Annotated in this window: 7 protein-coding genes; 2 read left to right on the top strand and 5 right to left on the bottom strand. The window is 61.1% G+C overall.

Annotated elements, in window-relative coordinates; genetic code table 11:
- On the bottom strand, positions 1 to 1,253 hold a 1,253-nt coding region (locus ABFX19_RS00005; RefSeq protein ID WP_346027069.1), incomplete at its 3' end, for a nucleotide sugar dehydrogenase.
- 66 nt (positions 1,254 to 1,319) lie between these two features.
- Positions 1,320 to 3,356 carry an acyltransferase family protein gene (locus tag ABFX19_RS00010; RefSeq protein WP_277358359.1) on the bottom strand — a complete coding sequence of 679 codons (2,037 nt, stop codon included), beginning with the start codon at positions 3,354 to 3,356 and terminating at the stop codon, positions 1,320 to 1,322.
- 198 nt (positions 3,357 to 3,554) lie between these two features.
- Between ABFX19_RS00010 and ABFX19_RS00015 the strand changes: the two genes are divergently transcribed.
- The gene (locus ABFX19_RS00015; RefSeq protein ID WP_346027070.1) at positions 3,555 to 7,463 is read left to right on the top strand and encodes a type VII secretion EssC family protein; all 3,909 of its coding nucleotides are present in this window, start codon (positions 3,555 to 3,557) and stop codon (positions 7,461 to 7,463) included.
- Positions 7,464 to 7,472: 9 nt separating this feature from the next.
- Here ABFX19_RS00015 and ABFX19_RS00020 read toward each other — a convergent pair whose 3' ends face one another.
- The gene (locus tag ABFX19_RS00020) at positions 7,473 to 7,856 is read right to left on the bottom strand and encodes a hypothetical protein (protein WP_346027071.1); all 384 of its coding nucleotides are present in this window, start codon (positions 7,854 to 7,856) and stop codon (positions 7,473 to 7,475) included.
- Between the two features lie 285 nt (positions 7,857 to 8,141).
- Here ABFX19_RS00020 and ABFX19_RS00025 point away from each other — a divergent pair, with 285 nt between their 5' ends.
- Complete coding sequence (locus ABFX19_RS00025; protein WP_056549944.1) at positions 8,142 to 8,390, top strand: WhiB family transcriptional regulator; 249 nt, start codon at positions 8,142 to 8,144, stop codon at positions 8,388 to 8,390.
- A gap of 109 nt (positions 8,391 to 8,499) precedes the next feature.
- Here ABFX19_RS00025 and ABFX19_RS00030 read toward each other — a convergent pair whose 3' ends face one another.
- Both ABFX19_RS00030 and ABFX19_RS00035 read right to left on the bottom strand, forming a co-directional pair.
- Entirely contained in the window at positions 8,500 to 10,008 is a 1,509-nt protein-coding gene (locus tag ABFX19_RS00030; RefSeq protein ID WP_346027072.1) for a sensor histidine kinase, read from the bottom strand.
- 11 nt (positions 10,009 to 10,019) lie between these two features.
- A complete protein-coding gene (locus ABFX19_RS00035) occupies positions 10,020 to 14,861 on the bottom strand; it encodes an NAD-glutamate dehydrogenase (RefSeq protein ID WP_346027073.1) in 4,842 nt (1,613 codons plus the stop codon).
- Between the last annotated feature and the right edge of the window lie 42 nt (positions 14,862 to 14,903).

A 14,903-nucleotide genomic window follows, 5' to 3' on the forward strand; every position in this document is an offset into this window, starting at 1 on the left:
CACTTATCCGCGCTGCTCACGCGGCGGCCGTCGATGAAGGTCTTTACACCGGGCAGATCCGACGGCGTCAGGTTCGCGTACTCCGCGTGGTTCGCCTGCACGACCGCGGCGTCCACCGGCTCGCCGACATGGTACGCATCAAACCCAAGGGAGGAGAGCTCCTCATCGGTATACATCGGATCGTGAACCAGCACCTTCGCGCCGCGCTCCTTCAGCGCCTCCACCGTCGCGAAAACGCCTGAGAAGGCGGTCTCCTTCACTTCACCGCGGTAGGCAGCGCCCAGCACGACGACGGTCGCACCGCCCAGATCCCCATGGGCGCCTTCCAGCAGCCCGACGGTGTACTCCGGCATGCCTGCATTGGCTTCGCGGGCGGCCCGTACAACCGTCGCCGACGGATCATTCCACAGATACAGACGCGGATAGACAGGAATGCAGTGGCCACCGACAGCGATGCCCGGCTGATGGATGTGGCTGTAGGGCTGTGAGTTGGATGCCTCGATGACCTGATAGATGTCTATTCCGGCGGTCGCGGCGAAGCGGGCGAACTGATTCGCCAGGCCGATATTCACGTCGCGATAAGTCGTTTCAGCGAGTTTGGCCAGCTCAGACGCTTCGGCTGATCCGAGGTCCCAGACGCCGTTGCCGCGAACAAGGTCGGGACGGTCATCGAAATCGAGGACTGCCTCGTAGAACTCAACGGCTTTTTTGGCGCCGTCGTCGGAGAGCCCACCGACCAGCTTGGGATATTTGCGGAGATCTTCGAAGACACGTCCGGTCAGTACACGCTCCGGTGAGAACACCAGATGGAAGTCCTTGCCTTCGACAAGACCGGAGCCCTCCTCCAGCATCGGCTTCCATCGGGTGCGGGTGGTGCCCACCGGGAGGGTTGTCTCATAGGAGACGAGTGTGCCCGGTGTGAGGTGCTTGGCCAGCTCGGCCGTGGCCCCATCCATCCAGCCGAAGTCAGGGTTGGCATCGGCATCAACAAACAAGGGCACCACCAGAACGACGGCATCAGCGCCAGGAACGGCATGCCCGTAGTCCGTTGTGGCCCTGAGCTTGCCCGCTGGCACCAGCTCGGACAGCTTCTCCTGCAGGTGCGCTTCACCCGGGAACGGCTCAACCGCGTTATTGATCGACTCTACAACCTGCGCATTGACGTCCACGCCCACGACCTCGTGGCCCTTCGACGCGAACTGGACTGCCAGCGGCAGACCGATCTTCCCAAGGGCAATGACAGCAATTTTCACGGCGAAGTAGACCTTTTCTGTATAGCTTGTGCGCGACCCAGCGATTCAGGAACCAAGACTATCGGATCAGTCGCGGATATCTTCCCAGCCGGTCGCCTGGCGGAACATGTCACTGAACACGGGATACATGGATTCCACGTAAGTCTCGGTGAGATGGTTGTCGTCGATATAAACGTGCATGTTGCCAACAATCGGATCACACGAGAACTCCGAACAAATCAGGTCCGTGGCATCGAGCAGGACGGTTTCAGGCGCTATGTTCAGTATCGCGTCGAACGGCGCCCGAGTGGTCAACGTCTCGCTTCGGGCTTGGCCGCATTCAGCGATGCCCCCGCTCTCCTCCAGACACGACATCATATTGAAGGAGTATCGAGGGTTATCGCGGATGCCGATCACCTCAATGCCCTGTCCCTGTAACTGACGTGACGCAGCAGGAAACCCCGGGACTACGGTGTCCTCTGCCGTATCGGGGTGAGCATCCGTGACAACGGTGAAAATTGCGTCCGGCGCCAGATTCTCAATGTAGCTGAGCGCGGCCCGGTTGAAGTCCTGGCATCCAGCTTCCTGTGATGGAAGTGGGACACCGAAGTCGCATCCGCCGTACAGCAGTGCAACGAGCGTCCAGTTGTTCTCAGCCGCGAGCGGGCGCATCACACCGAGCCACTGTTCAGCATGTGAATCACCGACCACCACCACAGTTCGATCACTGACAGATGGATCGATCCCGTTGTCGCTGCAGTGCCCGTTCAGCACCTCCTCAGCCGGCGCAAGTGCCGCGTCGCTGCATCGAGCCGCCAGCGAGGCCCATTCGCCATTGATAGTGGCGGCTGAGGGGACAATCGGCGCTTCATAGCTGGAGCGGGATTCAACTATTCCTGCCAGCACCCTGGCACCCGGGTTGTCCGAGACCGTCTGAGCATTCGCGCGGTCGGTTTGAACCTTCAGCCCGAACTGCCAGCCTGAAAGAGGGACAGCAACAGTCAGACAGCAGACTGTGACGGCGATCGCCGCGACTCGACGGGTCACGGGCAGCCGGTGCCGTACGGGGTTCTCAATGAAGCGAGTCGTCAGATATGCGAGCACGAGTGACAGGGCGATGATTGCCGCTCCCGACAGCGGACCTGCCTCTGATCGATCCCGGAAGGTTAGATAGATGACCAGGATGGGCCAGTGCCACAGGTAGAGCGCATAGGAGATATCTCCAAGTCGAACGAGCGGTTTCCAGCTCAGCATGGCGTCAACACCAAAGCGACTACCTGAGTTTCCGGCGACCATGATCGTGCCGGCGGCGAGGAGCGGCCATAGGGCTACGAACCCCGGAAATTCCCTTTCGACATCAAGAAGGAAACCGCCGCTCAATACTGCTGCCAGAGCGACCCAACCGGCGATTATCCGCGCCACACGGGGAATGGAAACATACGGCAGAATCAGCGCAAGCAGTGTCCCCAGAGCGAACTCCCAGAGCCTCGCTCGAGTGTCGAAATACGCATACGACTGGTTCGTGTAGGTCTGGGCCACCGAATAGGCCAGTGACGCACAAAAAATCGCCCCGAAGATGATGCCCGCAACGGGCCGGAAACGCAGGTGCGCCACTCTCGCCAACACGGCACTCACCGCAAAGAGCAACGGCCAAAGGAGAAACACCTGTCCCTGGACAGACAGGGACCAGAAATGTTGCAGCGGGCTGGCCAGGCCCTCATCGGCCGCGTAATAATCTACGGACCTCTCGGCTAGCAGCCAGTTCTGCACATAGAAAAGCGATGCCCAGGTCTGATCAAAGATTTCCTGCCATCGGGACTCGGGAACGAAGAGATACGTAGCCGCCAGAGTTGCGAGGAGCACAAATACAACGGCTGGCAGCAGCCGCTTGAAGAGCTGCAACCAGTATTGAGCCAAACCAAATGCGCTACCCTGCTCGGCCTTGCGAATGAAAGTCAGAGTAAGCAGGAACGACGAAATCAGCAGGAAGACGTCCACACCGCCGGACACCCGATCGAACCAGATGTGGTAAACGACGACCATGAGAACGGCGAGCGCGCGCAACCCTTGAATTTCAGGTCTGTAGGACGACTTCGCAGGACTGACGGGTGCGGTAGAGCTCATACCGGCTACCGCCACACTTGTCACCAAAGTTTCTCCAGTTATCGCTCGCCGTTCGCCTCTCTCGCAGAAGGCCCGACGAAATACTTTACTTCGTCTCGTCCATCTCGCCGGCACACGGGCGCTGGTGCACCGAGAACCTTATCCACAGATCTGAATTGACCCACCAAACAAGGCTATTGGAGCCCCTAGGCTCACATTATGGATCTGCACGTCACGCTCGCCGCAGGTCCCGGCGTGCAGCTGCCAGGAGGCGAACCCACAGAAGAATTGGTCATCACGAAGGCACACCTCGCGAGCGGCAGCCAGCTCCACGAACAGCTCTCCGAACGGACCGGTGCCAAAAACCTCCTCATCGAAGGGAGGCCACTCGCCGAGCTGCAGCCGGGCGTACCACCCTTCACCTCCGGAGCGGTGATCGTCGCTGCTACGGGCGCTCACCCGAGCATGCCGCCGTCCTCTCCCGGAAGTCTGCTCTTTCTGGTGCGGTCCGGGCCCGACGCCGGCAAGGCCATACCGCTCTCGCGCGGCGTCTACACGATCGGTCGAAGCGCTGCAGACATCACCATCCACGACCCCGGCCTCTCCCGCCTCCACGCAGTGCTCACGGTCACCAATGACGCCCTGACCCTCCGAGACCGCCAGTCGTCGAACGGCGTCTGGGTAGACGGCACCAGAGCCGAACGAATCCCGATCACCACTGACTCCGACATCCGCCTCGGAGCCAGTCGCTGCGCCGTCGTGCTCGCACATACCGCGGATGCCCCGCTACTTGCCGAGGACCTCACCGAGCCCTGCGGAGTCAGCGCTCCCCCGCCGCCGGAGAGCAGCCGGCTCCTGATCATCACTGCCTTCCTACCCCTCGTGCTCGGGATCGTGCTCGCCGTAACCACCGGTATGTGGTTCTTCCTGGCGTTCAGCGCGCTCTCCGCCGCCACCGGAATGGTTCCGCTCATCACCGGACGAAAGAAACGCCGCGCGTTCGCCAATGCAGTCACCGCCGCAGTGTCCAAAGACAGTGCACGACGACGACGCGCAGCACTGGACGCGGGCGCCCTCACCCTCGCCGCCCTCCGTCCGCAAACGACCCCTTCCGGCGCTCCATCAACGTTGAGCACCGGCCGACGCTATCTGAGACTGGGCATGGCCGAGCAGCCTGCCAATGTTCAACCCAAACCCGAGCCGGCGGATTGGCATCCGCCCGTGATTCCCGACGCACCGGTGTTGGTCCCATTCGTTGAACCGGGCGGCGAGGAACCCCTCAATCTGGACATCCGTGGTCCGCAGCACATCCTTCCCAACGTCGCCCGCCTCCTCATCCTGCAGCTCTCCGCCCTTTCCGAAGCCGGAGAAATCCTCTGTTTCGGTGCAGCCGCGGATCTTCCGTCTGCAGCCCGGTTTCTGCCACGGGTCACCCTCGTCGCAGATCGCACACGGTTCGCACATCTCGCTGCTTCCGGCAGGCACCCCACCGTCCTGCTCTTCGGCACCGGTCCGGTTACAGAGATGAAAGGTGTTCGCGTTTACCGTTTCTCCACCTCCAACTGCGAGGAGATGGGTCCCTGGGCTATCGACTACTTCCCTCCCAACCCTCTGCTCACAACCCCCGACGGCACTGTCCGTTTCCAACCCGACTTCGTGCGATCGGATACGTTCGAGGTGCTGGCCCGGGCAATCGGAACTCGCGCCTCCCCACAAGTGGCGGGAAGTACCGAGGCACCAGTCCCGGAGGCCGTCGCACTCCCGGATCTGATCCCGTGCGGCAGCGAGACCATTGCAGAACGGTGGCGTGTTCCCGCGGACTACGGTCATCTGACCACGGCTATCGGATCATCGGCGGCGGGGCCTCTGACCTTCGATCTGGTGACCGAGGGTCCGCACATGCTCATCGCGGGCACGACAGGTTCCGGCAAATCACAGTTTCTGCGAACACTGATCCTCGGCCTCGCGCTGAACCACTCCCCCGCAGACCTGAACTTTCTTTTCATCGACTTCAAGGGAGGCTCCGGTCTCGGCGCGCTTGCAGCCCTGCCGCACGTCACCGGCATGCTCACCGACCTGTCTGCGGCGGCCGTCTCGCGCGCGCTCGTCTCACTCAAAGCCGAGGTCAAACGGCGGGAGGCGCTCTTCGCAGACGCCGGCGCCGCCGATTACGTTGAATACCGCGATCGCACCCCTACGCCGCTTCCCCGCCTGATCATCGTGATCGACGAATTCCGGATGCTTAGTGACGAAGTTCCCGGTTCCGTCCATGAACTGATGCGGATTGCAACCCTTGGACGATCGCTGGGAATGCATCTCGTCCTTGCAACTCAGCGTCCACAGGGCGCGATCACGTCCGACATCCGCGCGAATATCACTGCAAGCGTTGCCCTACGAGTTCAATCAGCGATGGAGTCCCAGGACGTGCTTGAGTCAGCTGTCGCGTCCGCCCTACCGGTAAACCTGCCCGGACGTGGATTCCTGCGCGTCGCCTCCGGGCAGCCCATCGAATTTCAGACTGCGACGACGACGACGCCCGGCACTGACGCCCTGGCACCGTGCATCATGACCTTGGCTTCTTTCCTGGCCAGTAGTTCCGACGCAGACAATTCCTTCAATAGGGAGAGAAACCAGGCAAACGAAAGACTGCACGGCACGGCGGATAGCCTTCCGGCTCTGGTCGCCTCCGCTATCAACGCAGCGCGGAACCTACCGCTACCGCCGCTGCGTGCACCCGTGCGTGCACCGCTCCCCGCTACGATCACGCATTCCATTGCGGTCCCGCCCGACATGCTCCAACTCGGTCTGCTGGACATTCCGGAGAAGCAGGAACAACGTCCGCTCGTGTGGCATCCCGCACACCACTCGCATCTTGCACTTGTGGGTTCGTCCGGCAGCGGGCTGGCCAGAGTCCTTTCACATGTGTCGGCCGAGCACCTCCGCACACAGCCAGACGGGCACCTGTACCTGCTCGACGGCGACTCAAGCCTGCGCGTGGTCAGCGACGCTCCACAGATCGGTGCTTGGGTAACGTCCACTGAAGTCAAACGGGCCACGCGCGTTCTGGAGCGGATCGCCGAACTCCTCGCCGACCGTCTCAACGGGGCTCCAGGACTTGCTGAGACCGCTCCGCACATCACCGTCTTCATTACGGGCTGGGGCCGATGGGCCACCGCTTTTCGATCCAGCCGGTTTGCTAAGGCCGAAGATGCACTGCAGGACATCGTGCGGGATGGCGAGGCCGCTGGAATCACACTCGTCATTTCGGGAGAGCGGGAACTCATTGCCAGCCGGTTCTTCTCCATGCTGACCAACCGCCTCTACCTTCCGCTCGGCGCCAGTTCCGAGACGCTACTGAGTTGGCCGAAGCTTCCTGCCCTTGATCCGATCCCGGGCCGCGCGTTCGTCCAGGGCCGTATCAGTGCCGAGGCTGACGCCGTGGCGCAGCTTCTCATGGATTCCGGACCCGTATGTGACGTGCAACCCGCACAGCAACCCTTCCCGGTTGCGGCGCTTCCGCGCACCGTGACCAGTGCTGAACTTGAACCAGGGTCGAGAGGCCCGCGGTCCATCCGGCTGCCGGTAGGTAAAGGCGGCGACAACCTGGCTACTGTACAGCTGGAAATTCCACCACGGACCGCCGCGCTCGTCGTGGGGTCCAGCGGAACGGGTAAATCGCAAACGCTGGACGTCATCGAGCATCTGGCCCCTCCGTCAATCAACTGCCTGCGGCCCGGCACGAAGGAAGACGGCGCGACCTTCTGGAAGCGGGTCACCATCACCGGGGCCGGCGAGGACAATCTCTTACTCGTCGACGACGCCGACCTGCTGCCGCGCGATGTCCATCAACAACTGGCCGGGCTCCTGCTGAGCGGAGCGCGGGCGGTTTTTGCTTCCTCGCCCTCGCCCACTGTTTCGACCAGCCCCGCTCTGGCTGGCCTTCGGAGCAATCCGCTGGGAATTGTTCTCGGCCCCCGGTCCCCCAGTGACGGTGATGCCTTCGGACTGCGCGTGGACGTTGACGGCATGGCGCCGGCTGGACGGGGGATTCTGGTGAATTCGAACGGGTTGATGGAGCTCCAGATCGCGAAATGCGTTACGGGCAGGAAGCCACAGGGACCTGCCTGACAGCGCCCGTCACAACGTCGGTGTGCCATCACTGGTAGCGGTGGTGAAGGCCACCACCGAGCGGGTGAAGAGCTGATGCACGACTACCACCGCGGGAACCAGAAGCAAAAGACCTACCCAAAGAATTCCACCGGTCAGCGTGGGTACTGCCACAACGATCACGAAGAACTGAAACACGAGGGCCGCTGATCGTGTCCACCGGTAACCGCGGAAGAGGAAATGGGCCACGGTGAGGAGCCACCCTGCAAAGAGAAGCAACAGCACCAGCATGAATATTGCACCGCCCAGCGAGGTGGGCGTACTGGTCATAAGGCCGAAAGCGAACCACCCGGCGACGGCGAGAAGAGCGGCCGCTTCGCAGAGCAGGATTGCCGCGATGATAGTCACGCCCACCGGCCGGGCTATTCCATCGTGCTGAGGCAGAGGTACGGGTCTTGACACAGTCGCACCCTACCGGACATAGTCGATCACAGCTACGACTGCTTTGCCTGATGTCAACTGTGTGACGCATCCCTCATGGTTTGAGGCAATTACCTTCTGGCTACCCCTTGTTTGCGTCTTCGTAACGTGACAGCCTTAATGAAGGAAAATGCGGGGGCCGTAGTGGCCCCCTTTACTATGACACCCCTCGTGAATGTTTTCACAAACCTAGCGAGTCGTAAGGAGAAAGTGATCAGCATGGACTGGCGTAGCCGCGCTGCCTGCCTAGACAAAGACCCGGAACTGTTCTTCCCGGTCGGCAACACAGGGCCCGCCCTGCTTCAGATCGAAGAAGCGAAGAGCGTTTGCCGCCGTTGCCAGGTCATCGATACCTGTCTCCAATGGGCAATAGAATCCGGTCAGGACGCCGGAGTATGGGGCGGTCTGAGCGAAGATGAGCGCCGCGCGCTCAAACGCCGGGCTGCCCGCGCACGTCGCGCCTCCTGAGAAACCGGCGCTGATAATTTCGCGCTCAACAGACGAAGGAAAGGGAGGGCATCCGGCGGATGCCCTCCCTTTCCTTCAGTCTGCGGTGCCTCTGTTCGTGAGCCGACCGTCAGTTCCTCTGCGGAGTGGGCGCGGAAGCTCCCGTTTTCCGACGCGCTCCCGGGACGCCCATTTCAATGGTCACGACCGTGCCTCCTCCCTCACGGGAGGTCCATTCAATCGTTCCGTCGAGTTCGCTCATCACCAGCGTCCGAACGATCTGCAGCCCCAGCCCCTCGCTGTACCCTTCGGAGGGCAGCCCGGCGCCGTCGTCCATAATCGACACAGTGAGCATCTCGCCGTCGTCGCCCACGCTTCGGTTGGCTTTCAGCCACACCGTACCCGGTTGGTCCGCCAGCCCATGTTCGACGGCGTTCGTCACCAGCTCGTTGATGACCAGCGCGAGCGGGGTAGCGAAGTCGCTGGGTAGCTCGCCGAACTTGCCTTCCCGCTCAGTACGCACCGCCTGGTTGGGCGACGCTACTTCAGCGGACAGACGGAACTGGCGCGCGATGAGTTCGTCAAAGTCCACGCTCTGGGAGAGACCCTGCGATAGCGTCTCGTGCACCAGCGCAATGGTGGCGACTCGGCGCATCGCCTGTTCGAGGCCCTGCTTTGCCTCATCGCTCACCATCCGACGCGACTGCATTCTCAGGAGCGCCGCTACCGTTTGCAGATTATTCTTCACTCGATGGTGAATCTCTCGGATGGTGGCGTCCTTCGACACCAGCTCCATTTCGCGGCGTCTGAGTTCTGACACATCGCGGCAGAGCACAAGGGCGCCGAAACGCTCCTTTTCGTCACGCAGCGGAATTGCACGCAGGGACAGGCTTACGCCCTTTGATTCGATTTCAGTCCGCCAGGGCATCTTTCCAGTCAGCACCAGGGGAAGCGTCTCGTCGACCACCCGCCGGTCCGTCAACAGGGATGTGACAATTTCGGCAAGCGGGCGGCCTTCGAGTGTTTCAACGTCACCCAGCCGGCGGAATGCCGAGACACCGTTCGGGCTGGCGTACTGCACCACGCCGTCGACATCGAGCCGGATCAGTCCATCGCCCACACGTGGAGCACCACGCCTCGACCCCGTGGGCGTAGCAAAATCGGGCCATAGGCCAAGGGTTGCCATGTGCAGCAGATCATACGCGCACTGGCGGTAGGTCAGCTCCAATCGGGATGGCATGCGTGAACTCGACAGGTCCATGTGGGAGGTTACGACGGCGAGTGTTCTCCCGTTGCGCACCATCGGAACTGCTTCGACACGCATCGCCATTTCCGTGGTCCAGTTCGTTTCCCCGGAACGCTCGATCTGCTGGCTCTCCCAGGCTTTGTCAACCAATGGCTTCAGATCAGCACGAATTTGTTCACCGACGAAGTCGCTATGGAACACTGTGTGCGACGTTGACGGACGCACATGCGCCAAGGCAACGTAGCCGCCGTCGTGCAGGGGAAACCACAGTGCAAGGTCAGCGAACGCGAGGTCGGCAACCATCTGCCAGTCCCCCACCAACAGGTGCAGCCACTCAGCATCACCCGGCGCGAAACCCGAGTGTTCCCGGATCGGGTCGGTGAAGATTGCCACCTATGTCTCCCTTACTGCCGCACTATTGAACGCAGCAAGCGTAGTGCAACTGAGAGGGATGCCATGTCATCGCGTTCAAGCTGATTCACCTCGGCGAACATCTTCTTTGCCCGGTCGAGGTGCTCAGCATTGAGGTTCTCCCACTCCTGGAGCCTGCTGGACGCGTCTGACGATCCGAGATGCGATGAGCTGTTCATGACTGACACGGTCATCTCAGAGACAGTCGAGTAGAGATCATCGCGGAGCGCAGCGCGAGCGAGCGCCTGCCAGCGGTCCTCCCTGGGCAATGAAGTGATGCGCTCAAGCAGGTTATCCACATTGAAGCGGTCGTAAATGGCGTAGTAGACCTCGGCGATGCGCTCGACCGGCTCATCGACGCGACGCGAGATGAGCGCAACGTCCAGCAGGCCGAATGACTCGAATTGCTCCGCCCAGTGCTGCGCAATCGAATCGGGCAGTCCCCACTCCTCAGCGCGCTGGAACCAGCTGCGCACCCGTTCCAGGTCCCCGCCACGCACGTAGTTGACGAGCTTGGTGCGCAGCGGATCGAGCAGCGGCTTGAAGGCAGTGATATCTTCTTCCACTGTTGTGCCACGGCCAACGTGGTTGACGAACCACCGCACAGCCCGGTCAAGCAACCTGCGCACATCGAGGTGGACCGTGGTCCAGTGCTCAGTCGGAAAGCTTGGAGGAAGCTCCGAAAGAGCTTCGACGATGTGGTCCAGTTCGTAGATCTCCCGCAGTGCAACGAAGGCACGTGCGACGACGGACTCGTTCACCGATGTTTCTTCCATCACGCGGAAAACAAAGGTGATTCCGCCCATATTGACCATGTCGTTCGCGATGACGGTCGAAATGATCTCGCGGCGCAGCGGATGGGTGTCCAGCTCCTCGTCGAACCGTTCGACCACCTGCCTGGGGAAATAACGCCGCAAAGTTCCCTTGAACCAGGGATCATCAGCGAGATCGCTCCGGGTCAGCGCCTTGGTCAGCTCAATCTTGGCGTAGGCGGCGAGGACCGACAACTCCGGCGCGGTAAGGCCTTGTCCGCTTTCTACCCGTGAACTGAGCTCGACCGTGGTGGGAAGAGCTTCCAGTTCCCGGTTGAGATCTGCATGGGACTCCAGCCAGTCCATCAAGCGCTCGAAGCTCGGGCTCCATTCCAGTACCCGCTGGCGGTCGTTGAGAAGCAGCACGTTCTGGTCGATGTTGTCCTGAAGAACGAGTTCGGCCACTTCCTCAGTCATCGAGTGCAGGAATTCTGTGCGCTCCTCCTCGCCGAGGCGACCCATGCGTACCATCCGGTCAACGAATATCTTGATGTTGACCTCGTGGTCAGAACAATCCACGCCTGCTGAGTTGTCGATTGCGTCGGTATTCAGGATTACTCCCTTCAGCGCCGCCTCGATGCGTCCGCGCTGGGTCATTCCGAGGTTTCCGCCCTCGCCGACCACGCGTGCACGCAGCTGGTTCCCGTCGACCCTGATGGCATCATTTGCCTTGTCGCCTACATCTGCGTGTGACTCGGTGGAGGCTTTTACGTAGGTGCCGATACCGCCGTTGTACAGAAGGTCAACCGGAGCGCTGAGGATGGCACGGAGAAGTTCCGGCGGACTCATGCTCGTCACCGAGGGATCAAGACCGAGTGCCTCGCGGACCTGCGCCGAAACCGGTATGGATTTCACGTGACGCGCGTATACACCGCCGCCCTCACTGATCAGCTCCGGGTTGTAATCGGCCCAACTGGACCGCGGAAGTTCAAAGAGCCGCTTGCGCTCGTCGAACGATCTCGATGCGTCGGGGTTGGGGTCCAGAAAAATATGGCGATGATCGAAAGCCGCTACGAGGCGGATGTGCGTCGAGAGCAACATTCCGTTACCGAAGACGTCTCCGCTCATGTCACCGACACCGGCCACTGTGAACTCTTCGGATTGTGTGTCCACCCCGAACTCGCTGAAGTGTCGCTTTACCGATTCCCACGCCCCGCGGGCTGTTATGCCCATTGCCTTGTGGTCATACCCAACGGAACCACCCGATGCGAAGGCATCGCCCAGCCAGAAGCCGTATTCAGCGGAAAGCTCGTTGGCGATGTCTGAGAAGGAAGCTGTCCCCTTATCCGCGGCCACCACAAGATAGCTGTCGTCGCCATCATGCCGGACCACCCTTTCGGGTGGAACAACCTGCTCGCCGTCCTCTGTAGTCACGAGGTTATCTGTGATGTCGAGGAGGGCGCGGATGAACGTGCGGTAGCTTGCCTGGCCCTCTGCCATCCACGCTGCGCGATCCTGTGCGGGATCAGGCAACTGCTTGGCGTAGAAACCACCCTTCGCACCAGTCGGAACGATCACAGCATTCTTCACCGTTTGGGCCTTTACAAGGCCGAGAATCTCTGTGCGGAAGTCTTCGCGCCTATCGGACCAACGCAGTCCACCCCGCGCAATGTCCCCGAAACGTAGGTGAACGCCTTCGACCTGAGGTGAGTACACCCAGATTTCAAACTTCGGGCGCGGATGCGGAGCTCCCTCGATGGCAGCAGTGTTCAGCTTGTAGCTGATGTGGTGCTGGTCCTGGAAGTAGTTTGTGCGCAGTGTCGCTTCGATGACGTTGGCGAAGGTGCGAAGCACCCGGTCAGCGTCAAGAGTGGGAACCTGCTCCAGGTCAGAGTCCAACTCGCGACGCACGCGAGCCGTCGTTTCTTCGCGCTGTCCGGAACTGAGGTCGGGATCGAAGCGTCCCTCGAAGAGCGCAATCAGCTTGCGCGTTACCCCGGGGTTGGCCAGCAGAGTGTCGCTGATGAACCCGTATGAGTTCATGTTGCCCATTTGCCGCATGTACTTCGCATAACTGCGAAGAATGGCTACCTGCCGCCAGCGTAGGTTTTCCTTCAGGACGAGTCGATCGAATGAATCGGATTCACTGGCATTAGCCATGGCGGCGGCGAATGCCTCCTCCAACAGTTCACCCGTACCTGTTGGATCAATTCCCTGCGGGTAACGCAAGCCGAGGTCGTAGAGGAAGAAGTCCCGGCCGTCGGAACGTTCAATCTCGAAGGGACGCTCGTCGAGCACCTCCAGACCGAGATTGTGCAGGAACGGCAAGATCTGACTGAGGCTTTTCGGCTCGGTGAGATATAACTTGAGCCGCGCGTCCTCTTCCAGATGCTCGCCTGCACCTGATGGAACGTAGACATGCATGATCGGACCGGCTGTATCCATCCGGTCATAGGCGGCGAACCGTTCGATGTCCTCGAGCGCGTCCTCCACTTCGTAATCAACACGATAAGCAGCCGGGAACGCCTCAGCCCACAGGCGTGAGAATCGATCTGCATCCCGGCGGTTGAACCGGGTCCGTGCCACTTCATCGATGCCCTCGGACCAGGAACGGGCAGCCATCACGAGGCGCTGCTCAAGCTCGGCAACCTCAACGTGGGCTACTTCGGCACCCTTGGGAAGCCGGATGCGGAAGAACAGACGCGCGAGGGCGGATTCACTCATCCGCGCCTCGTAATCGATGGACTCGGCCTTGAATGTACGCCGCAGCTCATCCTCGATGCGCAGCCGAACGCTGGTTGTGTAGCGATCCCGAGGGAGGTATACCAGTGCGGACATGAACCGTCCATAGGTATCCGGGCGGAGGAACAGCCTTGTACGGCGCCTCTCCTGCAGCCTCAGGATGCCCATGGCCGTCGTGACGAGGTCATCGACATCAACCTGGAACAGCTCATCCCGCGGGTACGTCTCGAGAATGGACAGCAGGTCCTTACCGGAATGCGAGTCCGAAGGGAACCCGCAACGGTGTAACACTTCATTCACTTTGTCCCGGACGATAGGAACGCTGCGAACGGATCCGGTGTAGGCGCTCGTGGCGAACAATCCGATAAACCGCCGCTCACCGGATACGTTGCCCTGGCTGTCGAACCGCTTGATGCCGATGTAGTCGAGGTAAGCCGCGCGGTGTACCGTCGAGCGTGAATTGGCCTTGGTAATGACGAGCGGCTGCTTCTCACGGGCTTTGGCGCGGCCAGCCTGCGTCAGATGCTGGACGGGCCGGCCATCGATCGGGTGACGCAGCAGGCCCAGCCCGCTGTCTTCACGGACGCGGAGAACGTCCTCACCATTTTCTGTCTCGAGGTCGTATTCCTTGTAGCCGAGGAACGTGAAATTCCCCCCGTCCAGCCACGCCAACAGCTCCTGCGCCTGCTCAAGACCTGGTATCCCGGCATCTGCCGGCACCTGCTGCAGCGTTGATGACACTTCGCGCAGCTTGCTGCGCATCGCCGCCCAGTCCTCAACTGCAGCGCGGACGTCCGTGAGGACGCGCTGCAGGCCTTCAATAATCTCTGCACGCCGCTTCTCGTCGCTGATTCGGCCGATCTCGACCGCGATCCAGGATTCGACGTGCGCACTGACGTCACTCTCGGCCACCAGATCGGCGAGGTTTGGAAGTGCCGCGGTATCTCCACTCGATGAACCTGCTGAGGACGGAACCCGTCGCAGCCGCATGAGCTCGTGGGATGACCGGTGACGCACCGTGACGAAAGTTGGGTGCACTACCAGCCGGATGGCCGCTTGCTGGCGCACCAGCTCCGCTGTCACGGAGTCGACGAGGAAAGGCATATCGTCAGTGACGATCATGACTATGCTCGCGTCGTCCTGGTCAAAGACCCCGACAAGCGCCTCACCCGTGGACCGGATTGCGGCCACCGAGCGGTGCTCAAGCGCCCGTTTGGTCAGCGCGTCCGGCGAATAGGTGCCGGCATCGTCATCCGCGAGGTGCTGGTAATAGTGCTGGATGAACTCGGTGAATGATGTGTCAGAGCTGGACTGTTCCGTGGTGCTGGATCCAGACGACATGAACCGCCTCCGTAACGAAATGAAAGGCCGCCCCTTCGCGAC

The organism is Arthrobacter parietis, from assembly GCF_039530425.1.
In the GTDB taxonomy this organism is placed as follows: domain Bacteria; phylum Actinomycetota; class Actinomycetes; order Actinomycetales; family Micrococcaceae; genus Arthrobacter_D; species Arthrobacter_D parietis.

Coding starts and splice junctions, on each gene's coding strand:
- ABFX19_RS00010 (WP_277358359.1), bottom strand. CDS start 3,356: ATGAGCTCTACCGCACCCGTCAGTCCTGCGAAGTCGTCCTACAGACCT.
- ABFX19_RS00015 (WP_346027070.1), top strand. CDS start 3,555: ATGGATCTGCACGTCACGCTCGCCGCAGGTCCCGGCGTGCAGCTGCCA.
- ABFX19_RS00025 (WP_056549944.1), top strand. CDS start 8,142: ATGGACTGGCGTAGCCGCGCTGCCTGCCTAGACAAAGACCCGGAACTG.
- ABFX19_RS00035 (WP_346027073.1), bottom strand. CDS start 14,861: ATGTCGTCTGGATCCAGCACCACGGAACAGTCCAGCTCTGACACATCA.